General features: G+C 67.4%; 17 protein-coding genes and 1 tRNA gene. 11 read left to right on the top strand and 7 right to left on the bottom strand.

All coding sequences use genetic code 11. The features are described from left to right. Position 1: 1 nt before the first annotated feature. Positions 2-1,282 (top strand): serine--tRNA ligase, encoded by a 1,281-nt coding sequence (gene serS / locus ACVWZN_RS05495; RefSeq protein ID WP_456952943.1) that lies wholly within the window; start codon positions 2-4, stop codon positions 1,280-1,282. Between the two features lie 64 nt (positions 1,283-1,346). On the opposite strand, the gene ACVWZN_RS05490 is transcribed toward serS, so the two are convergent. Next, on the bottom strand, positions 1,347-1,919 hold the full coding sequence (locus tag ACVWZN_RS05490; protein ID WP_456952942.1) for an FMN-dependent NADH-azoreductase: 573 nt from the start codon (positions 1,917-1,919) through the stop codon (positions 1,347-1,349). Positions 1,920-2,030: 111 nt separating this feature from the next. Here ACVWZN_RS05490 and ACVWZN_RS05485 point away from each other — a divergent pair, with 111 nt between their 5' ends. Both ACVWZN_RS05485 and ACVWZN_RS05480 read left to right on the top strand, forming a co-directional pair. Then, complete coding sequence (locus tag ACVWZN_RS05485) at positions 2,031-3,026, top strand: LysR substrate-binding domain-containing protein (protein ID WP_456952941.1); 996 nt, start codon at positions 2,031-2,033, stop codon at positions 3,024-3,026. Between the two features lie 81 nt (positions 3,027-3,107). After that, positions 3,108-3,197: transfer RNA gene (locus tag ACVWZN_RS05480), tRNA-Ser, on the top strand. Between the two features lie 79 nt (positions 3,198-3,276). On the opposite strand, the gene ACVWZN_RS05475 is transcribed toward ACVWZN_RS05480, so the two are convergent. Further along, positions 3,277-5,007, bottom strand: coding sequence for a putative bifunctional diguanylate cyclase/phosphodiesterase (locus ACVWZN_RS05475; RefSeq protein ID WP_456952940.1), 1,731 nt, complete (start codon positions 5,005-5,007; stop codon positions 3,277-3,279). 128 nt (positions 5,008-5,135) lie between these two features. On the opposite strand from ACVWZN_RS05475, the gene ACVWZN_RS05470 reads away from it, so the two are divergent. The 4 genes from ACVWZN_RS05470 to ACVWZN_RS05455 all read left to right on the top strand — a co-directional run bounded on the left by ACVWZN_RS05470 (position 5,136) and on the right by ACVWZN_RS05455 (position 7,877). Further along, entirely contained in the window at positions 5,136-5,720 is a 585-nt protein-coding gene (locus ACVWZN_RS05470) for a sigma-70 family RNA polymerase sigma factor (protein WP_027082152.1), read from the top strand. Further along, a complete protein-coding gene (locus tag ACVWZN_RS05465; RefSeq protein WP_456952939.1) occupies positions 5,717-6,208 on the top strand; it encodes a hypothetical protein in 492 nt (163 codons plus the stop codon). The genes ACVWZN_RS05470 and ACVWZN_RS05465 overlap by 4 nt, the downstream gene beginning before the upstream one ends. An 11-nt stretch (positions 6,209-6,219) precedes the next feature. After that, a complete protein-coding gene (locus tag ACVWZN_RS05460; protein ID WP_456952938.1) occupies positions 6,220-7,143 on the top strand; it encodes a DUF4097 family beta strand repeat-containing protein in 924 nt (307 codons plus the stop codon). Positions 7,144-7,220: 77 nt separating this feature from the next. Further along, a complete protein-coding gene (locus ACVWZN_RS05455; protein WP_027082154.1) occupies positions 7,221-7,877 on the top strand; it encodes a response regulator transcription factor in 657 nt (218 codons plus the stop codon). 315 nt (positions 7,878-8,192) lie between these two features. On the opposite strand, the gene ACVWZN_RS05450 is transcribed toward ACVWZN_RS05455, so the two are convergent. Further along, positions 8,193-11,612, bottom strand: coding sequence for an Rne/Rng family ribonuclease (locus tag ACVWZN_RS05450; protein WP_456952937.1), 3,420 nt, complete (start codon positions 11,610-11,612; stop codon positions 8,193-8,195). Between the two features lie 419 nt (positions 11,613-12,031). Here ACVWZN_RS05450 and ACVWZN_RS05445 point away from each other — a divergent pair, with 419 nt between their 5' ends. Next, positions 12,032-12,979 (top strand): RluA family pseudouridine synthase, encoded by a 948-nt coding sequence (locus ACVWZN_RS05445; RefSeq protein WP_456952936.1) that lies wholly within the window; start codon positions 12,032-12,034, stop codon positions 12,977-12,979. A gap of 15 nt (positions 12,980-12,994) precedes the next feature. On the opposite strand, the gene ACVWZN_RS05440 is transcribed toward ACVWZN_RS05445, so the two are convergent. Then, on the bottom strand, positions 12,995-13,432 hold the full coding sequence (locus ACVWZN_RS05440) for an energy transducer TonB (protein ID WP_456952935.1): 438 nt from the start codon (positions 13,430-13,432) through the stop codon (positions 12,995-12,997). After that, positions 13,416-13,751 (bottom strand): 4a-hydroxytetrahydrobiopterin dehydratase, encoded by a 336-nt coding sequence (locus ACVWZN_RS05435; protein ID WP_456952934.1) that lies wholly within the window; start codon positions 13,749-13,751, stop codon positions 13,416-13,418. Before ACVWZN_RS05435 ends, ACVWZN_RS05440 begins: the two co-directional genes overlap by 17 nt. Positions 13,752-13,882: 131 nt before the next feature. Between ACVWZN_RS05435 and ACVWZN_RS05430 the strand changes: the two genes are divergently transcribed. Both ACVWZN_RS05430 and ACVWZN_RS05425 read left to right on the top strand, forming a co-directional pair. Further along, entirely contained in the window at positions 13,883-14,479 is a 597-nt protein-coding gene (locus ACVWZN_RS05430; protein ID WP_456952933.1) for an NfuA family Fe-S biogenesis protein, read from the top strand. 16 nt (positions 14,480-14,495) lie between these two features. Next, complete coding sequence (locus ACVWZN_RS05425) at positions 14,496-16,235, top strand: hypothetical protein (RefSeq protein ID WP_456952932.1); 1,740 nt, start codon at positions 14,496-14,498, stop codon at positions 16,233-16,235. Between the two features lie 406 nt (positions 16,236-16,641). Here the strand turns inward: ACVWZN_RS05425 and ACVWZN_RS05420 are convergent, their stop codons facing one another. Next, on the bottom strand, positions 16,642-17,091 hold the full coding sequence (locus ACVWZN_RS05420) for a c-type cytochrome (RefSeq protein WP_456952931.1): 450 nt from the start codon (positions 17,089-17,091) through the stop codon (positions 16,642-16,644). A gap of 8 nt (positions 17,092-17,099) precedes the next feature. Next, positions 17,100-17,477, bottom strand: coding sequence for a c-type cytochrome (locus ACVWZN_RS05415; RefSeq protein ID WP_456952930.1), 378 nt, complete (start codon positions 17,475-17,477; stop codon positions 17,100-17,102). Between the two features lie 279 nt (positions 17,478-17,756). Between ACVWZN_RS05415 and ACVWZN_RS05410 the strand changes: the two genes are divergently transcribed. Further along, positions 17,757-18,869 (top strand): efflux RND transporter periplasmic adaptor subunit, encoded by a 1,113-nt coding sequence (locus tag ACVWZN_RS05410; RefSeq protein WP_456952929.1) that lies wholly within the window; start codon positions 17,757-17,759, stop codon positions 18,867-18,869. Positions 18,870-18,876: the final 7 nt, after the last annotated feature.

Here is an 18,876-nt window from a genome sequence, read left to right as displayed (position 1 = left end):
CATGCTCGATCAGGTCCTGCTGCGCCAGCGCCCCGCCGAAGTCGCCGAACGCCTCGCCGCCACGCGTGGTTATGCGCTCGATGCGTCCGCGTTCGAAGCGCTGGAGTCCGAGCGCAAGCAGATCCAGACCCGCACGCAGGAGCTGCAGAACCTGCGCAATACGCGCAGCAAGGCGATCGGCCAGGCCAAGGCGAAGGGCGAGGACGTCGCACCGCTGATGGCGGAAGTCGCCGGCATCGCCGACGAGCTGAAGTCCAGCGAGGCTCGCCTCGAAGCGATTCGCGAGGACATGGAATCGCTGGCGCTCGGCATCCCGAACCTGCCGCACGAGACCGTGCCGCTGGGCGGCGACGAAAGCGCGAACGTCGAACAGGCCCGCTGGGGCACGCCGCGCACGTTCGACTTTACGGTGCTCGACCACGTCGAGCTCGGCGCGCGCAACGGCTGGCTCGACGGTGACACTGCGGCGAAGCTTTCGGGCGCACGTTTCACCGTGCTTCGCGGCGGCCTGGCGCGACTGCATCGCGCGCTCGCGCAATTCATGCTCGACCTGCACACGGGCGAGCACGGCTATCTCGAAGTCAACGTGCCGGTCATCGTCAACGCCGATTCCATGCGCGGCACCGGGCAGTTGCCCAAGTTCGAGGACGACCTGTTCACTACGGCGGTCGGCGAATCGAAGCGCTATCTGATCCCGACATCGGAAGTGCCGCTGACCAACATCGTGCGCGACGAGATCATCGAGGACGCGCAGCTGCCGATGCGCATGACCGCGCATTCGATGTGCTTCCGCGCCGAAGCAGGCAGCCACGGTCGCGACACGCGCGGCATGATCCGCCAGCACCAGTTCGAAAAGGTGGAGTTGGTTTCGATCTCGCGTCCGTCCGAAAGCGAAGTCGAGCACGAGCGCATGACGCGCGCGGCGGAAGTGGTACTCGAGCGCCTCGGCCTGCCGTACCGCCGCATGCTGCTTTGCACCGGCGACATGGGCTTTTCCGCGTCGAAGACGTACGACCTGGAGGTCTGGCTGCCGTCGCAGAACACGTATCGCGAGATCTCGTCGTGCTCGAACTGCGATGCGTTCCAGGCGCGGCGCATGCAGGCGCGTTGGCGCAATCCCGCAACCGGCAAGCCGGAATCGGTGCACACGCTCAACGGCTCGGGCGTCGCCGTCGGCCGCGCGATGATCGCGGTGATGGAGAACTACCAGCAGGCCGACGGCAGCATCGTCGTGCCGGACGCGCTGCGCCCGTACATGGGCGGAATCGACGTCCTGCGCTGATCGGTTGCTTCGCGACATCGAGGGCCCGTCGCGTAATGCGGCGGGCCCGTTTCGTTTGAGAGCCTTACGCTGCTCGAGCCAGCTCGACGTCAAGCGAAGCAACGGCGGCATCGATCGCCGCACGACGGTGTTCCGGCGAAAGCGCAATACCGTCCGCGCGGACGAAACGGATGTCGCGCACGCCGAGGAACCCGAACAGCTGGCGCAGATAGGGCTCGACGAAATCGGTCGGCTGGCCCGCATGCGAACCGCCGGATGCGATCGCGACGATCACGGTCTTCCCGCGAACCAAGCCTTCCGGGCCGGTGGGCCCGTAGCGGAACGTCTTGCCCGCGACGCTGATGCGGTCGATCCACGCCTTGAGCGTCGACGGGATCGAGAAGTTGTACATGGGCGCACCGATCACGACGGTGTCCGCCGCGAGGAACTCGTCGAGCACGGCTGCCGACTGCGCGGCGGCAACGGCGCTGGCGAACGTCGAGGCCGAGAGATGGGGCAGGGCGTCGGCATCGAGATCACGACGGACGACCTCGACCTTGTGATCGAGCCGCTGCTGCTGGCGGACGATGGCGGCCGTGAGTTCGCGGCTGACGGAATTGGCGCCGAGAGCGCTGGAATCGAGGTGAAGAAGCTTCATTTGCGTTGTCCTATCGACGGCGTCGCCGTGTTGGAAACAACGTAGGTTGTTGCGCCAATAGAATTAAGGTGGTCTAATGTCACGTACCGTTGCGGTCATGGAACTGTCGTCATGAACGATCTGAACGACCTGTACTACTTCGCGGCTGTCGTCGAGCACTCGGGTTTCGCCTCGGCGGAACGCGCGCTCGGCATCCCGAAGTCGCGCCTGAGCCGACGCATCAGCCAGCTTGAAACCGACCTCGGCGTGCGCCTTCTGCAGCGCTCGACCCGCCGCTTCGCGGTCACCGACGTCGGCCAGAGCGTGTATCGCCACGCGCAGTCGATGCTGGAAGAAGCCAAGGCTGCGCGCGAAGTCGTCGATCGCCTGAGCGCCGAACCGCGCGGCGTCATCCGCGTGAGCGTGCCGGTCGGGATCGCGCAGCAGCACATGCCCAAGCTGCTTCCCGAATTCCTTGCGCTATACCCGCAGGTGCGCGTGCAGATGCACATCAGCAACCGCCGCGTGGACGTCATCAACGAAGGCTTCGACGTCGCGCTGCGCGTGCGCACCAAGCTCGACGACGACGGCAGCCTGGTGATGCGCAGCTTCGGCCAGATCCAGGAGTTGCTCGTCGCCAGCCCGCAGTACCTCAAGCGCATGGGCCGCCCGAAGACACCGGACGAGCTCACCGACCACGTCACGATGTCGATGAGCGAGGACGAAGCGCGCCAGCGCTGGGAGCTGCACGGCCCGAACGGCGAAGTGCGCCGCATGGAACTCAAGCCGCGCATCATGGGCTTCGATTTCCCGATGTTGATGCAGCTCGCGAAGCAGGGCATCGGCATCACGCTGCTGCCGGAAACGATCTGCGCCGAAGCCGTGCGCAGTGGCGAGCTCGAAGTCGTGCTGCCCGAATGGCGCCTGCCGCAGGGCATCTTCCATGCGGTGTTCGCGTCGCGGCGCGGCATGTTGCCGGCCGTGCGCGTGTTCATCGACTTCCTCGCCGATCGCGCGCCCGCGATGGTGGAATCCGCGCGGCTGCAGTGCTCGGAAATCCACGGCCGCCCGTGCACCGAGCAGGAAAGTGCTGCGGCTGCGCGTCGCAAGGAAACCGCGACAGCCTGACGCCGTGGCACAATTCCGCGCGGCGTCGCGACGGAATCAGCGAGTCACGACGCCGGCGCCGAACGCCGGCGTCTGCACATCGGAGAGGTGGCCGAGTGGTTTAAGGCAGCGGTCTTGAAAACCGCCGAAGGGTTAAACCTTCCGTGGGTTCGAATCCCACTCTCTCCGCCAAATACGAAAGGCTTCCGGAAGGAAGCCTTTTTGTTTGCACGACGCAGACGCGCCCCGACCACTGCATCGTAGTGCCGCCTCAGTGCCGCAACGCCTCGCGTGCGATCACCGCCGCGTTCGTCTCGCATCGCCGCAACAGCCAGTTCGTCATCGTCTTCGGATCCAGCGGCCGACTGAAGAAGAAGCCTTGTTGCGCCTCGCAATGCGTGTCTTCTAGGAAGCGCGACTGCGCTTCGGTCTCCACGCCCTCGGCCACGATGCCGAGATCCAGCGTATGCGCGAGGTTGACCACTGCCTGCGCGACCGTGCAGCTCAGCGGGTCGTCAGGCACGCGCTCGACGAACGAACGGTCGAGTTTGATGCGATCCACCGGCAGCTTCGCGAGATAGCCGAGCGACGAATAGCCCGTGCCGAAGTCGTCGATCGCCAGCGACGCACCCATCGCACGCAGGTCGTCGAGCACGGTGAAACCGGGCCGGCTGTAGTCGACGAGTTGCTGCTCGGTGATCTCGATCTCGACGTCGCCCGATGTCAGCCCCGTGGTTTCCAACACTTCCGCCACGCGCTCGAGCAGGTGCGGGTCGTTGAGTTCGCCCGCGCAGAAATTGACGCACATCCGCAGCGGCGGAATGCCGGCCTCGCGCCAGGCACGCGCCTGCCTGCACGCCTCGCCCAGGCACCAGACGCCGAGGTCGCGGATCAACCCGGAGCTTTCCGCAAGCGCGATCAGGTCCTGCACCGGATAGCCGGCAAGCGCCGGATGTTCGCAGCGCAACAGCGCTTCCATGCCGACGACGCGACCGTCGCGGGTGTCGATCTGTGGCTGGTAGTGCAGGACGAATGCCTTGCAGTCCAGCGCCTCGCGCAGCATCGCTCGATCAGTACCGAGCCGGTGCGCGATACGGTCCATGTCCTCAGTGAAGTAGTGATAGCCGCCGCGCCCGTCGGACTTGACCTTGTAGAGCGCGACGTCGGCCATCCGCAGCAACTGCTTGGTGTCGACCGAGTCACGCGGAAACACGCTGATGCCGATGCTTGCGCCAATGTGCAATATCGCGCGGTCGATCCGGAACGGCTTCGCGAGCGCGTCGACGATCTGCGCGGCGACGCGTCCGCCAATCGTCGGGTCGTCGACCTCGGTCTGCAGCAACACGAACTCGTCGCCACCGAGTCGCGCGGCAAAATCCGTCGCGCGAACGACGCGCGTGATGCGCTTGGCGACGCGACGCAGCAACTCGTCGCCCATAGCATGCCCGTATCGATCGTTGACGACCTTGAAATGGTCGAGGTCGATCATGTGCACGACCATCATGCGTCGCGAACGCGCAGCCGATTGCGCGGCGGCGACCAGTCTCTCGTCGAGCGCGGTGCGGTTCGCAAGCCCGGTTAGCGGATCCATCCGCGCCATGAGCATCATCTTTTCCTCGTCTCGCTTGCGCGCCGTCGCGTCGCGCGCAACCTTGAGGAAGCCGATGAGTCGGCCGCTGCTGTCGCGCAAAGGCGAAACCAGGCATTCGGCCCAGAAGTGCGTGCCGTCGCGACGCACCATGCAGCGGATGTCCCAGGCTCGGCCCTCCTGCAGAGCTGCGTGCACGGTCGCGTCGAGCGCGCCGGCATCGCGTTCGACCTCGGTGAACAGGCGCACGACCGGCTGGCCCAGCATCTCGTCGGTCGTGTACTGGAACTGGCGCTCGGCGCCGACGCTCCACAGGCGCACGATCCCGTCGGGGTCGATCAGGACGACTGCGTAGTCGGCCATGCTTTCCAGCAGGGCGGACAGCAGGCCCGGGCTGTCGGGTTCGAGGCGCATGCCGTGGGCTCCAAGCTGGAACACGGGGCGCGGGGTAATGCGCCGTGGGCCAAGCTGGCACCCGGCGGATCGAAACACCGTGACGGTGGGCATTTAAACCCCGAGCCGTCCCGCCGCATCCGAAGGGTATGCTCACCGCCGTGCTCGACACGCCCCCGAACGCCGCCATATCCCCCGTGGACGAGGAGCGCGCGCTCATCGCGTCGGCCACGTCGGGGAGCACCGCGGCATTCGAATCGCTCTACCGCCGCCACGCGGGCCGCGTGCACGGCGTCATCTGCCGCCTCGTGGGCGGGCAGGGTACGCGCGCCGAGGACCTGACGCAGGAAACCTTCGTCCGCGCGTGGCAGGCCATGCACGACTTCCGTTTCGACGCCTCCTTCAGCACGTGGCTGCACCGGCTCGCGGTCAACACCACGTTGATGGAGATGCGCAGCCGCCGCGTTCGCGGACACGACCAGGGCGACGAAGACGGATTGGAGTTCGTCGGCCTGCAGGACTCGGCGGGTAGCGGCACCGCGCTGCGAATGGACCTTGAGAAAGCGGTGGCGAGCTTGCCGCCGCGGGCGAGGGCGGTGCTCGTCCTCTACGACATCGAAGGCTGGCGCCACGAGGAAATCGCCGAAGAACTCGGCATGGCGGTCGGCAGTTCCAAAGCGCAATTACATCGCGCGCGCAGTCTTCTGCGCGAACGGTTGGGAGAAACGGCATGAACCACGACGACAACGATCGCATCCCGCTCGACGAAGATCGCGCGCTGCCCGATGCACTGCGCTGGCAGTTGCGCGCGCAACGTCGCGACATCGCACCGGCGACCGATCTCTGGCCCGACATCTCGGCGCGTCTGTCGACACCTGCGCCGCGTGCGACGCGACGTACGCCTTATTTTGCGATGGCTGCAACCGTGTTGCTCGCGATTGGCGCCGGCACGCTGGTGCAGCGCCTCTCGCCGCCGACCGTCGAACCCGTGCACCGCGAAGCGCAGAAGCTGACGAAGGAATACGACCGCGCGCTGCGTTCGATGCCGAACGCGACCGCGTCGTCCACCGAACTTGCGCCGGCGATCGGCGAGCTCGACCGCAGTGCCCGCCAGATCCGCAGCGCCCTCGAGCGCGACCCCGATTCGCGACTGCTGCTCGACCAGCTGCGTCGCACCTATGCGCTCCGCCTCTCGCTCTCGCAGCGCGCGGTCGTGGGCTGACCGGAGACACCATGAAGGCCGCCATGCACATCAGCTCACTCGCGCTTGCCACCGCGCTCGCGCTCGCCGTCGTTCCGGCCTACGCCGGCACGCCCATCAACCAGACTCGAGCACTGGATGCCCGCGGTCGCGTCGAGATCGAGAACGTGAAGGGCAGCATCGACGTGCGCGCCTGGGACCGTCCGGAAGTGAAGATCGAAGGCACGCTCGGCGCTGGCGTCGAGAAGCTCGAGATCGAAGGCGACGGCGATTCGCTGCGTATCTCGGTGAAGTATCCGGAGAGCCACGGCTTCGGTCGTCTGATGGGCGGACGTAGCGCTGAGCCCACGACATTGAAGGTCACCGTGCCGGTGCGCGCCGACCTCGACATCTCCGCGGTGTCGGCCAACGTCACCGCTTGGGGCGTGGCACCGTCCAAGCTGAGCATCGACAACGTCAGCGGCAATACGACCGTTGCTGCAGCGGCGGATCGCGTCGACGTCAACAGCGTCAGTGGCGATGTCGACCTCACCATCAACCGCGCGGACGTGGATGTTCAAAGCGTCAGTGGCAGCATCAAGCTGAGCGGTCGCCTGGGGCGCGGCGTCGGCGTGGAATCGGTGTCGGGCGGAATCGATGTCGACGTGGTCGACACGCAGGTCGAACGCTTCGAAGGCACCAGCGTCAGCGGCGACGTCGACATCCGCACCGCACTCGCGCCGCATGCACGCATGAAGCTCGAAACGGTAAGCGGCGACGTGCGCCTGCGGCTGCCGAAGTCGGTTTCCGCAGAGGTACGCGGCGAAAGCTTCAGCGGCACGCTGCGCGCACCGGGCGCGACCATCGAACGGCCCGAGCACGGCCCCGGCTCGAATTTCCGCCAGCGTTATGGCGGCGGCGATGCGGAAGTTTCGATCGAAACCTTCTCGGGCGACGCCGACCTCAAGCTCGACTGATCGACGGCTGGTTGCGTCGGCAACCGCTCACCAGTAGCCTTTTTCCCGGGGAAATTTCAAATCTACCGGGGGAAAGGATGTCCATCCGAGTTTTCATCATCGACGACCACGCGATCGTGCGCACCGGAATGCGCATGATCCTGTCGTCGCAGACCGATATCGAAGTCGTCGGCGAAGCCGATAGCGGCGACCAGGCGCTGCCGCAGATCCGCCAGCTCAAGCCCGACGTCGTGCTCTGCGACGTGCATCTGCCGGGGCTCAGCGGGCTGGAAGTGACCGAGCGCATCGTGCGTGGCGATTACGGCGCACGCGTCATCGCGGTGTCGGTCATGGAGGACGGCCCGCTGCCGAAACGCATGATCGAAGCGGGCGCGTCGGGTTACGTGGGCAAGGCCGGCGATGCGAATGAACTGCTGCGCGCGATCCGCGACGTGGCGCGCGGTCGCAAATACCTCGCGCCGTCGGTTGCGCAGAATCTCGCGCTTGCGGGCATCGGCGGCGGCTCGTCGCCATTTGACGACTGCTCGCCGCGCGAAGTCGAGATCGCGTTGCTACTCGTGCAGGGCCTGCCACAGCAGGAGATCGCGCGTCGGCTCAGCCTGAGCCCGAAGACGGTCAACACGCACAAGAGCCGCATGTTCGAGAAGCTCGGGCTGTCGATCAGCGACACGGTCGGGCTTGCGCGGCTCGTTGCGCAGTACGGGTTGGCGGATCCGTCGACGGTGGTGCAGTAGGCGGGTTGTTGTTGCGATTGCCGTCGAGAGGTTGAGCTGCTGAGCTGCTGAACCGTGAGAACGGTGCTCGGCTGCAATCGCGACCACGCCGCTTTCGGCATGTGCGCTCGGAGTGCGCGGTTTCGCGCGCTCTCGGTTCGCGTTCCTTGTCGCAGGCTGCTTCGTCGCGATCATGCTGAGGCTGCGCGCCCGTTGATTCGCTCTGTGGTCGATCCTTCTGTCAGCGGACAACGAGCGCGGACAACGATGTGTAAATAAAAAGGGCCGCTTTCGCGGCCCTTTCCATGACGATGCACCGTAAGCCGGTGCGCGACGTCAACTGTCGCGCGAGTCTCCGTTGCCGAGCAGGTCACCCTGCGACGGCGCCGAACCGATACCACCCGGCAGTGCATTGACGCTCGCGGCATCGCGCGAGTTCAACACGCCGGCGGCGCCGTGCTCGACGTCCTCCGATGCACCGCTGTCGACGACCGTCTCGTTGGTCGACGTCGCGTTGGCGAGGAACGACGTCTCGACGGTATCACCCGACTCATCAATCGATTCCGCACCCGGCTCGAGCGCGACGGGCGCAGAGGGCGTTGCCGTGGGAGCATTCATGGACGCAAACGACGTGCTAGCGGACGTACCGACCGCGTTCGTACCGCCCGTCTCGGCGACACTGGTGTGAACCGGCATTGCAGAGGTCTCGATCGCGTTGGACGAAACCGGCGCCACGTCTCGAGACGTCTGGACGTCCTGTACCGATGCCGACACGGCTTCGGGCGCAGGCGCGCGCGGTGCCTCGTGCGCAGACGCCGTCGGTACCGAGGCGTAACCCGTCGGCTCGGAACGAGCCGCAGGTTCCGCCGACTTCGCCGCGACGTCGTTGCGCGTCGGCGCGTCGGAAGCCACTTCCGACTTTTCCGCCAGACCCTTGGGCTCCGCTTGCAGCGTGACGTCGCTCGACACCGTCTGGCGCGCTACGGGCGGCACATCCGACGTCTCCGCCGATCGCTCTGACGCATTGGCGCCCGAACCAGTCGATGCAGAAGCGCCGATACCCGCATGCGATTCCTCGCGTGCTGCAACGGCCGCCGGCGAAGTCGCCACTACCGTTTCGGTTGCATGCTGCGGAGCTTCAGCGCCGGCCGTCGAAACGACGTCCTGCGCCATAGCGATCGCGGTGACAGGCGCGGCGGTCTGCGCGGCGACCTGCGCAAACGACTCACGCGGCTTGGCAGCCGGACGCGGCGTAGCGGGGATGTCGTCGAACTCGAACTCGGGTTGCGGACGACCATCGCCCGATGCGACCTCCGTCGACGCCTCGCCAGGCTCGTCGTCGAAACCGTCTTCGCTGTCCTGCGCATCCGCAGCGTCCAGCGCGTCCATCGACTCGTTGCCTTCGGCGCCGCCACGACGACGACGACGGCCACCGCGACGGCCGCGACGACGACGTGCGCCCTCGGCCTTCGCTGCATCGCCGCCGTCGATCTGTTCGACCGCGACGGCGGCTGCGTCCATCGTCTCGACCGGCGCGGGTGCGGCAGTCAGTTCATTGGTCGGCAGCGACTCGGCGGCACCCACCGGCACAGCGACGACGGGCTTTGGAGCCACGTCGGCCTGCGGCTGCGGGCGCTGCGGCTTCGGCTCGCGCGCGACGACGGGTGCTTCGACAGCCGTGACGTCACGCGGCTCACCACGCGGCGGCCGGTTGTGGTTCTGCTGCTGCGGCTGGTTCTGCTGCTGCGGTTGCTGCTGGGTCTGCTGCTTCGGCTGTTGCGCCTTGTCGGCGTTTTGCTGCTTCTCGCCGTTCTGCTGTGGACGGTTCTTGCCCTGCTGCTGCGGCTTGTTCTGCTGCGGCTGCGCGCCCTTGCCGTTCTGCGGCTGGCCCTGCGGGCGGCCGCTCGGGCGCTCGTCGCGACGCGCTTCGTTGCGGCGGCCACTGCGATCGTTGCGATCGCGACGTCCCTGGTCACCACGACCTTCGCGCTGCGACGGCGCGGGCGCCGGCGGCGGTGCGGTCGGCGTCTGCCCACGGAAGAAGCGGAAGATGCGTTCGACCAGACCGACCGAATGTGTCGGAGCCGGCGTCGGCGCGGGCGCGGCAACTGGTGCAGCGGCGACGACCGCTTCTCGCGGCTCGCGCAGCGGCGCCGGGGTCGCGGGCTTGACGTTGGTCACGGCCGGCGGCGGCGGGATGTTGAGGTGCGCCTTGGTCAATGCATGCGTTGCGACCTTGCGCGGCGTGCCGCGCTGGTAGCTCGGCTTGCTCGTCTCTTCGCCCATCTCGTTCTCGCGGATGCGCGTCACTTCGAAGTGCGGCGTCTCCAGCTGGTCGTCGGCGATGATCACGATCGGCGCTTCATGGCGCGATTCGATCTCGGCCAGCGCGCGGCGCTTCTCGTTGAGCAGGTAGTTCGCGATCTCGGTCGGCGCCTGCACCAGCACCTGGCCGGTGTTGTCCTTCATCGCGTGTTCTTCGGCGAGGCGCAGAACCGACAGCGAGAGCGATTCGACGCTGCGCATGCGGCCGTGGCCTTCGCAACGCGGGCAGACGATCTGGCTGGATTCGCCCAGCGACGGACGCAGGCGCTGGCGGCTCATTTCAAGCAGGCCGAAGCGCGAGATGCGGCCGATCTGCACGCGCGCGCGGTCGTGGCGCAGCGCGCTCGACAGCCGGTTCTCGACTTCGCGCTGATGCTTGGTCGACGACATGTCGATGAAGTCGATCACCACCAGGCCGCCGAGGTCGCGCAGGCGCATCTGGCGCGCGACTTCCTCAGCCGCTTCCAGATTCGTGTTGAACGCGGTCTCTTCGATGTCGCCGCCCTTGGTGGCGCGCGCCGAGTTCACGTCGATCGCGGTCAGCGCTTCGGTCTGATCGATGACCAGTGCGCCACCGGACGGCAGCTTCACCGTGCGCTCGTACGCGTTCTCGATCTGCGACTCGATCTGGTAGCGATTGAAGAGCGGAACATCGTCCGTGTAGTGCTTGAGCTTGCGGACGTTGTGCGGCATCACCTGCTGCACGAACTCGCGCGCTTCGGCATACATCTCCGGCGTGTCGACCAGCACTTCGCCGATGTCCGGGCGCATGTAGTCGCGCAGCGCGCGGATGATCAGGCGCGATTCCTGGTAGATCAGGAACGGCGCGGGCTTGGCGAGTGCAGCCTCGCAGACGGCGCGCCAGATCTGCAGCAGGTAGTCGAGGTCCCACTGCAGCTCTTCGGCATCGCGACCGACACCGGCGGTGCGGATGATGACCCCCATGTCGTCCGGGATCGTCAGCGCGTCCATCGCCTTCTTCAGCTCGGCGCGGTCGTCACCTTCGATGCGACGCGACACACCGCCCGCGGTGGGCGAGTTCGGCATCAGGACCATGTAGCGGCCGGCGAGCGAGATGAACGTCGTCAGCGCGGCGCCCTTGTTGCCGCGTTCTTCCTTGTCGACCTGCACGACGACTTCCTGGCCCTCCTTGAGGAGTTCCTTCAGGCCGGCCTTGTTCGGGTCGACGCCTGCCTGGAAGTAATCGCGGGAGATTTCCTTCAGTGGAAGGAAACCGTGGCGCTCGGCGCCGTATTCGACGAAGGCCGCTTCGAGCGACGGCTCGAGCCGGGTAATGCGGCCCTTGTAGATGTTGGACTTCTTCTGTTCCTTCGACGGCTGTTCGATGTCGATGTCGTACAACGACTGGCCGTCGACGATCGCCACGCGCAGTTCTTCCGCCTGCGTCGCGTTGATGAGCATTCGCTTCATTGGTTGGCGTCCTCGCGCGCATCCGCGCGACGGCGCCGTGGCGTCCGTCTGGGTACGGGCCCGTCGCGCGATGCGCGGGTGGGCCTGACTTCCAGCGCTGCACACCACGGCGGGCCGCGGGAGCGCTTGTTCGTGAAACTTGTTGTGAAACGTGGGCCGGCGGCCGCGTCAGGGTTTTCCTTCGGCGTCGCACGGGTCGGATGTCATTGCGCGACGGCGAACCGTCGGGCGAGGGCGGGTGTTGCCAGCGCGCGCTGCTAACATGGCCGACCCCGCGGGTCGTGGTCAGGCGCGCGCCGCATCGCGGAAGAGGGCTTTCGGCCCGGGCCGCACCCGCCGTCCAGGCGGGGGTAAGCGACACATCTTCCAGCGAAATCAAAACCTTATCTCGCGACGCGAGTTTAACAGATAACGTGTTCATGACCCAGCCGGCCACGCCCGGCGCGAAGACCGTCCGCGTCCCCGAGGACCGTGACGGCCAGCGCCTCGACAACTTCCTGCTGGGGCAGCTGAAGGGCGCGCCGCGTTCGCTCGTCTACAAGCTGGTGCGCTCCGGCCAGGTGCGGGTCAACGGCGGCCGCGCCAAGGCGGACCGCAAGCTCGAGGCGGGGGACGAGGTGCGGATTCCGCCGGTCCGTGTCGCCGAGCCGGGCGAGACCGCACCGCCCGCGAAGGGCCTCATGGCCGCGCTCGACGCCGCGATCGTCTACGAAGATGCGCGCCTGCTCGCGTTGAACAAGCCGTCCGGCGTTGCCAGCCACGGCGGCAGCGGGATCAGCCATGGCGCGATCGAGACGCTTCGCGCACTGCGCCCGGGACAGACGCTGGAACTGGTCCATCGTCTCGATCGCGACACCTCCGGGCTGCTCGTCGTCGCCAAGAAGCGCTCGGCGCTCACCGAGCTGCAGGCGCTGATGCGCGAGGAAGGCGGCATCGCCAAGCGCTACCTCGCTCTGCTGGTCGGCCGCATGCCGGACGGCACGATGTCGGTCGATGCGCCGCTGCACATCGGCCTGCGCCAGGGCGGCGAGCGGCACGTGCAGGTCAATGCGATCGGCAAGGCGTCGCTGAGCCACTTCCGCGTGCTCGAGCGCCGTGGCGGGCATTCGTATTGCGAGGTCCGCATCGAGACGGGCCGCACGCATCAGATCCGCGTGCATTCCGCGCACATCGGTCATCCCGTCGCGGGGGACGACAAGTACGGCGACGAGGACGTCAACAAGCGGCTGCGCGAACAGATCGGCCTGAAGCGGATGTTCCTGCACGCATCGACGCTGCAGTTCGCGCTCGATGCCGGCCGCGCGCCGTACCTGCTCAACGCGCCGCTGGCGCCCGAGCTGGTCGACGTGCTCGACCGCCTGCGCTGAGCGCGTTCGCCCGGATTACTTCTTCTGCAGTGCCTCGGCGGCCGCCTGTTCCTGCGCGTCGCAGGCTTCTGGGCGTTCGGTCGGCACGTGGAAGGTCATCGGCACCGCGATCCACTGGGCGACGGGCTTGCCGGCCTGCAGCGCTGGATTGAACGTCCAAGTGCGCGCCGCGGCCTGCGCCGCCGCGTCGAGATCGCGATTGCCGCTGCCGGTGACCACTTCGGTCTGGCTGATATGACCATCCGTACCAATCAGCACGCGCATCTGCACGGTTCCGCCGACGCCCGCACAGGCCAGCGCTTCGGGATAACCCGGCGGCGGCGTGCTCACTGCAGACGGCGGCGCGCTCTGGCCGACCGGTGCGGTCGGTGGGGCTGCCCCTTGGCTGCACGCGGTCAGTGTCGCTACGACGAAACCCAGCGCCGCGACGCGCACGTCAGCCGACCAGCGCATCAGCCTTGGCGGCGCAGATGAAGTCGTTGTCGGACAGGCCGCCGACGTCGTGCGTCGAATAGCGGACGACGCAGCGGTCGTAATGCACGCCGAGGTCGGGATGGTGATCCTGCTCATGGGCGATGTAAGCCAGCGCGTTGACGAAAGCCAGCGTCCGGTAATAGTCGGGGAAGCGGAACGTACGCGTGATGGCCTGGCCGTCCTCGACCACGGTCCAATCAGGCAGGTCGCGGAGGAACTCCGCCGCGCGTGCCGCGTCGATGCGATGTTCGGCGCCGCGTCGGGGCGTGCAGCGTTGCTGGGCGAGATTCGAAGGCATGGCGGACTCCTGTCGGGTTCGTCGCGCATCGCGCGTTGCAGCGAAGAATGACTGAATCGGGACCGTCTGCCACCGGTCGAGTCGTGAAAGCGGCGCGAAGAAGCGGCAGGAAGCGTGTCTAGAATAGCGGGATGATCGATATTTCCGAATCCGCGCAGACCCATTTCCGTCGCCTGATCGAACGCGAAGCCATTCCCGGCCTCGGCGTGCGGCTGTCGGCATCGGATGCGGGCACGCCGCGCGCGGACGTGCGCCTGGAGTTCACCGAGCCGGCGGACCTGCACGGCGACGAGTGGGCGGTCGACTGCAACGGTTTCACACTGTGGCTCGACGCGGCGAGCGTTCCGTTCCTCGAAGGCGCAACGATCGACTACGAAACCAAGGCGACCGGTGGCCAGTTGCAGATCCGCGCACCGAAGATCAAGGGCCAGGCGCCGGGCGAGGGTGCTGGACTCGTCGAGCGCGTGCGCTACGTCATCGACAACGAAGTGAATCCGCAGCTCGCGTCGCATCGCGGCCACGTGGCGCTCGAATCGATCGATGCAGACGGCGCCGTCTACCTGCGCTTCGGCGGCGGCTGCCATGGTTGCGGAATGGCTGACGTCACGTTGAAGCAGGGCATCGAACGCACGCTGATGGAGAAGGTGCCCGGCGTGACCGCGGTGCGCGACGCCACGGACCACGCGACCGGCGACGCACCGTACATCCCGCGCGACACGGCCGCCTGACCTTCGCGCGCCGGCAGTGACGACCGCCGCCGACATCATCGAAGCACTCAACTCGCGCGCCGGGCCGTCGAGCCGGTTGCGCGCGGCTGCGCGCGTCAGCTGGAACGCTTGGCTGGATCGGTGGGCGCAGAAGCCGGGAAACGTGAGCGGCGCGCCGGTCGATTCGATCGTCGCGGTGCTAGCCGCGCGCGAACTCGCATCCCCACCTGCGCGCGCGATCGCACTCAATCGCTGGCAGGCCTTCAGTACGTTGTGGCGTCAGAACTGGCAGCCGGCGTCGAAGGACGAACGCAGTTGGCGCTGGATCGCGGGCGGCGTCGACTTCGTCTGGCACATCCTGCTGATCGTGCTTTTGCTCGTCATCACGGCGCTGCGGATCGAGCCGCCTGTGCCGGAGCCGGACGAGGTGGTGCAGGTCGAATACATCGGCCAGGGCACGCCGGCGGAGGAGGGCGGTGGGCCCGCGCCGTCGCCTGCTGCGTCGCAGGCTGAGGCATCGCCTTCGCGTGCGGCTTCAGGCGCTGCGTCGTCCGCGGCATCCGCCGCGCCCGCGCCCGCGCCCGCGCCGGCAGCGCCGTCGAGCACGGCGAACGCGCCGGCCGATACGACACCGACATCGCCCGCCGCCACTCCACCGCAGCCGGTCGAAACGTCGAAGGTGGTGTCGCAGGAGCCGCCGACGTTTACGTTGCCGCCGACATCGCTGCCGACGCATGCAGTCGAAACGCAGCCGGCGCAGGTGCCCGAAGTGCGCGTCGTGCCGATTCCCGAACTCGCGCGTGCGCCCGAACTCAACGTGCCGACGCCGCGTGTCGACGTGGAACCGGTACGCGCCGCGACGCCGACGGTCGTGACGCGCGACATTCCCGAAGCCGTGCGCCTGCCATCGGTGAGCACGACGGTCACGCCGGCCGTCGAAGTGCCGCGCGCGGCGGCGCAGTCGGTCGATGTGCAGGCGCGCGATATCCCGTCGAAGTCGACCGCACCGAGCAACGCTGCCTCGACGACGACCGCGCCGAGCGCTGCGCAGTCGACCACCGGAACGCAGACCGCGGCCACGCCTGGCACGGCAGCGAGTTCGAGTGCATCGGCTGCCACATCCAGCGCGCCCGGTGCAGCAGCGGCGGGACCGACGAGTTCGAGCCCGAGCGCAGGCGTCGGCACCGGTCCGAAAGCGACTCCGACACCCGGTTCATGGGTGACGCAGAAGCGCGGCGACGACTGGGGCGATTCCAATCGCAATCGTCCCGGCAACAGCCTTTACGACGGCGATGGCCGGCCGCGCCTCGCGGAAGGGCCTGGCTCGGCGTCCGCGGGACATCCGCCGGGCATGATCACCGCGGAGATCAAGGATCTCGATCGCGCGGGCACGTGGCTCAAACGCAAGCCGTCGCCGTACGAGCCGACGCGCTGGGATCGCGTGTGGCGGCCGAACGCGACGCTGCTCGAGGACTGGGTCGACAAGGGCGTGAAGCAAGTCGGCATCCCGATTCCGGGCACCAACAAGCGCATCGTCTGCATCATTTCGATCCTGCAGTTCGGTGGCGGGTGCGACATCTCCGATCCGAACCTCAACGAGCAGCCCGCGGTCGCGCGTCCGCCGCCGGACGTGCCGTTCAAGCCCGCGCTGCAGGAAAACAATGGCGCGACCTGGGACAAGGACGGCAAGGCGCCGCCACCGCCTCCGCTGCCCGGATTGTTCGCGCCGCCGAAGTCTGGCGTTCCGCCGGGTACGGCGAAGAACGACGGCGGTTAGATCGCGGCGATTCGCGGGGACGTAGTGCGCGTTGATGCGTCGGTACGCGCGCCGCAGACATTGCGCACGACCCGCGTTGGTCGCTTGGCGCCGTTGCGCGTCGTCGCTTGAGATTCGTCGCGCGTGTGCGCCCATGACTCGCGCTGTCGCGCCGTCGCGCCGACGATCGAGTAGTCGTGCTTCGCAGTGCGCGTCGTGCGTTCGCCGGCTTGGCGATCGCACTTACGATAGCTGCGATCGTCGGTCTCGCAACCGCGTAACGTCGACGAAAGCGCGCGACTTGCAACGCGATAGACCAAGCGTCATCAGTGCGACTTGGGTCTGTATGCAGGTCGACCCAACCACGCGACGCCAAAACGCAAACGGCCCGCATCAGCGGGCCGTCGGCTTGGTCGATCGTTGCGGCTTACTTCCCTTCGTGCTCGTGCAGGTCGTAAACCTTGCGATCGCGCGATGCGAAGTACGCGGCGAGGTTGGCGATGTCCTGATCCTTGAGTTCCTTCGCCTGCGCGGCCATCAGGGTGTTCTGGCGACGGCCGTCGCGGTACATCTCCAGCGCGTTCGCGATGTAATCCGCGTACTGGCCGGCGAGGTATGGGTAGCTCGCGTCGATCGGCGCGGCGCCGTCCTTGCCGTGGCACTCGATGCACGCCTGGCCGGTGCCGGCCTGCTTGGTGTTCGCGACCTTCTCGCCGGCGGCGATATCGCCGTCCGGAAGGCCCGCGGACGAATGCTCGGAAATCGGCGTTTCGGTTTCAGCGGCCTTGCCTTCCTCGGTCTTCTGCGGACCGCAGGCGGTGAGGAGCAGGGCGATGGCGAGGGCGAGGCTGCCCGGCAGCAGTCGGTTGATCGTCATGGTCGGGCTCACTTCAGGCTCGAGATGTAGGCGGCGATGTCGGCGATGTCCTGCTCGGAGAAGCTCTGCGCCTGCGCCTCCATGGTCGGGTGCTTGCGCGTGCCCTGGCGGTAGCCGGTCAGCGCGTTGATCAGGTACTGCTGGTTCTGACCGGCGATGCGCGGGACGTGGTAGTTCGGGTACGCGTTCTTGTAGCCGGTGACGCCGTGGCAGCCCTTGCAGGTGTAGACCAGCTCGCGGCCGCGGGCGGCGTCGCCCTTCACGGGCGCGGCAGCCGGGGCGGCGGCGGGGGTAGCCGGCGTCGCGGCCGGGGCGGGTTGCTGGGCATGCGCGCCGGCGGCGAGCAGCGTGGTGAGGGCAAGTGCGGCGATCGTCAGCGGTCGCATGGTGGGGTCCGCGGTTCTCGTACGGGCGGTGGGAAATGCGACGCCGAGGCGTGCGCACAAGCGGCCGAGTATAGCCTGCAGCCCCGATTTCGACGACGGTCGGCGTCGATCGGGCCCCTGCATGGTGCTATTGCAACCGTCGAGGCTCCGTTCTGGAAGCAGGTCGTCAGCACCCGTGACCTTCGGCGCATGGGCGGCGTGAACGCTGGTGATATACCTATGTACAACACCGGCGTACCGCCCCGTATTCATCGTCATCGCCTCGAAGGACTCCACCCGATGCGCACCCTTTCCGCACCGAGCGCCCGTACGGCTCGCCTCGCCCTCGTCCTTCTGCCGTGCCTCGTGCTGGCGGCCTGCAAAGGGGGCGCCAAGACGGAAGGCGACGGCCCGGACGGCAAGAAGAAGGGGCCGGACGCCATTCCGGTCGAAGTCGCGCTGGTGACCACGCGCCCGATCGCCGCCAGCTACACCGGCACCGCGCCGCTGGAGCCGCGCAGCGAGGCGCAGGTCGTCGCCAAGACGTCCGGCGTCGCGCTGTCCGTGTTCGCGGAGGAAGGGCAGGCGGTGCGTGCCGGGCAGACGCTCGTGCGCCTCGACGCTTCGCGCGCCGCATTGCAGGCCGCGCAGACGGGCTCGCAGATGCGCAAGCTCGAAGCCAATTACGCGCGTTCGCAGCAGCTGTCGGCGCAGAAGCTGATCAGCGCGAACGAGATCGACCAGCTGCGTTATGACGTCGAGAACGCTCGCGCGGCGAACCGCCTTGCGAACCTCGAGCTTTCGTACGCGAACGTGGTCGCGCCGATTTCCGGCGTGATTGCGCAGCGCTCGATCAAGGCGGGCAATTTCGTGCAGATCAACACGCCGATCTTCCGCATCGTCGACACCTCGCGTCTTGAAGCGGTGCTCAACGTCCCGGAGCGCGAAATGGCGACATTGAAGGCGGGTCTGCCGGTGCAGTTGCAGGTCGACGCGCTGCCGGGCCGCCCGTTCACGGGCAAGGTGGATCGCGTCGCGCCTGTCGTCGATTCCGGCAGCGGCACGTTCCGCGTGATCTGTGCATTCGAAGGCGGCGGATCGCTGCAGCCGGGCATGTTCGGCCGCATCCGCATCGACTACGACCAGCGCAAGGACGCGCTCGTCGTGCCGCGCGTCGCGCTGCTTGAAGACGATGCCGACCCCGCGGTCTACGTCGTGCGTGGCAAGAAAGCCGTGCGCGTGCCGGTGAAGCTCGGCTACACCGAAGGCGGTTGGATGGAGATCCGTTCCGGCCTGAAGAGCGGTGAGCAGGTGGTGGTCGCCGGCAAGACCGCGTTGCGCGAAGGCAGCGAGGTGCAGGTGTTGCCTGCGTCGACGCCGAGCGCCGGCGGCGCATCGCTCGCCGCACGCTGAGGAGACG

It is taken from the genome of Lysobacter sp. HA35 (assembly GCF_054061195.1).
This window is presented reverse-complemented; position numbering and strand designations above follow the sequence as displayed.

Excerpts from the sequence above, each read along its gene's own strand:
- ACVWZN_RS05420 (WP_456952931.1), bottom strand. The coding sequence starts at position 17,091 with ATGACGATCAACCGACTGCTGCCGGGCAGCCTCGCCCTCGCCATCGCC.
- serS (WP_456952943.1), top strand. The coding sequence starts at position 2 with ATGCTCGATCAGGTCCTGCTGCGCCAGCGCCCCGCCGAAGTCGCCGAA.
- ACVWZN_RS05470 (WP_027082152.1), top strand. The coding sequence starts at position 5,136 with ATGCTCACCGCCGTGCTCGACACGCCCCCGAACGCCGCCATATCCCCC.
- ACVWZN_RS05435 (WP_456952934.1), bottom strand. The coding sequence starts at position 13,751 with ATGCCTTCGAATCTCGCCCAGCAACGCTGCACGCCCCGACGCGGCGCC.
- ACVWZN_RS05490 (WP_456952942.1), bottom strand. The coding sequence starts at position 1,919 with ATGAAGCTTCTTCACCTCGATTCCAGCGCTCTCGGCGCCAATTCCGTC.
- ACVWZN_RS05485 (WP_456952941.1), top strand. The coding sequence starts at position 2,031 with ATGAACGATCTGAACGACCTGTACTACTTCGCGGCTGTCGTCGAGCAC.
- ACVWZN_RS05460 (WP_456952938.1), top strand. The coding sequence starts at position 6,220 with ATGAAGGCCGCCATGCACATCAGCTCACTCGCGCTTGCCACCGCGCTC.
- ACVWZN_RS05450 (WP_456952937.1), bottom strand. The coding sequence starts at position 11,612 with ATGAAGCGAATGCTCATCAACGCGACGCAGGCGGAAGAACTGCGCGTG.
- ACVWZN_RS05465 (WP_456952939.1), top strand. The coding sequence starts at position 5,717 with ATGAACCACGACGACAACGATCGCATCCCGCTCGACGAAGATCGCGCG.
- ACVWZN_RS05455 (WP_027082154.1), top strand. The coding sequence starts at position 7,221 with ATGTCCATCCGAGTTTTCATCATCGACGACCACGCGATCGTGCGCACC.
- ACVWZN_RS05475 (WP_456952940.1), bottom strand. The coding sequence starts at position 5,007 with ATGCGCCTCGAACCCGACAGCCCGGGCCTGCTGTCCGCCCTGCTGGAA.
- ACVWZN_RS05415 (WP_456952930.1), bottom strand. The coding sequence starts at position 17,477 with ATGCGACCGCTGACGATCGCCGCACTTGCCCTCACCACGCTGCTCGCC.
- ACVWZN_RS05445 (WP_456952936.1), top strand. The coding sequence starts at position 12,032 with ATGACCCAGCCGGCCACGCCCGGCGCGAAGACCGTCCGCGTCCCCGAG.
- ACVWZN_RS05410 (WP_456952929.1), top strand. The coding sequence starts at position 17,757 with ATGCGCACCCTTTCCGCACCGAGCGCCCGTACGGCTCGCCTCGCCCTC.
- ACVWZN_RS05430 (WP_456952933.1), top strand. The coding sequence starts at position 13,883 with ATGATCGATATTTCCGAATCCGCGCAGACCCATTTCCGTCGCCTGATC.
- ACVWZN_RS05440 (WP_456952935.1), bottom strand. The coding sequence starts at position 13,432 with ATGCGCTGGTCGGCTGACGTGCGCGTCGCGGCGCTGGGTTTCGTCGTA.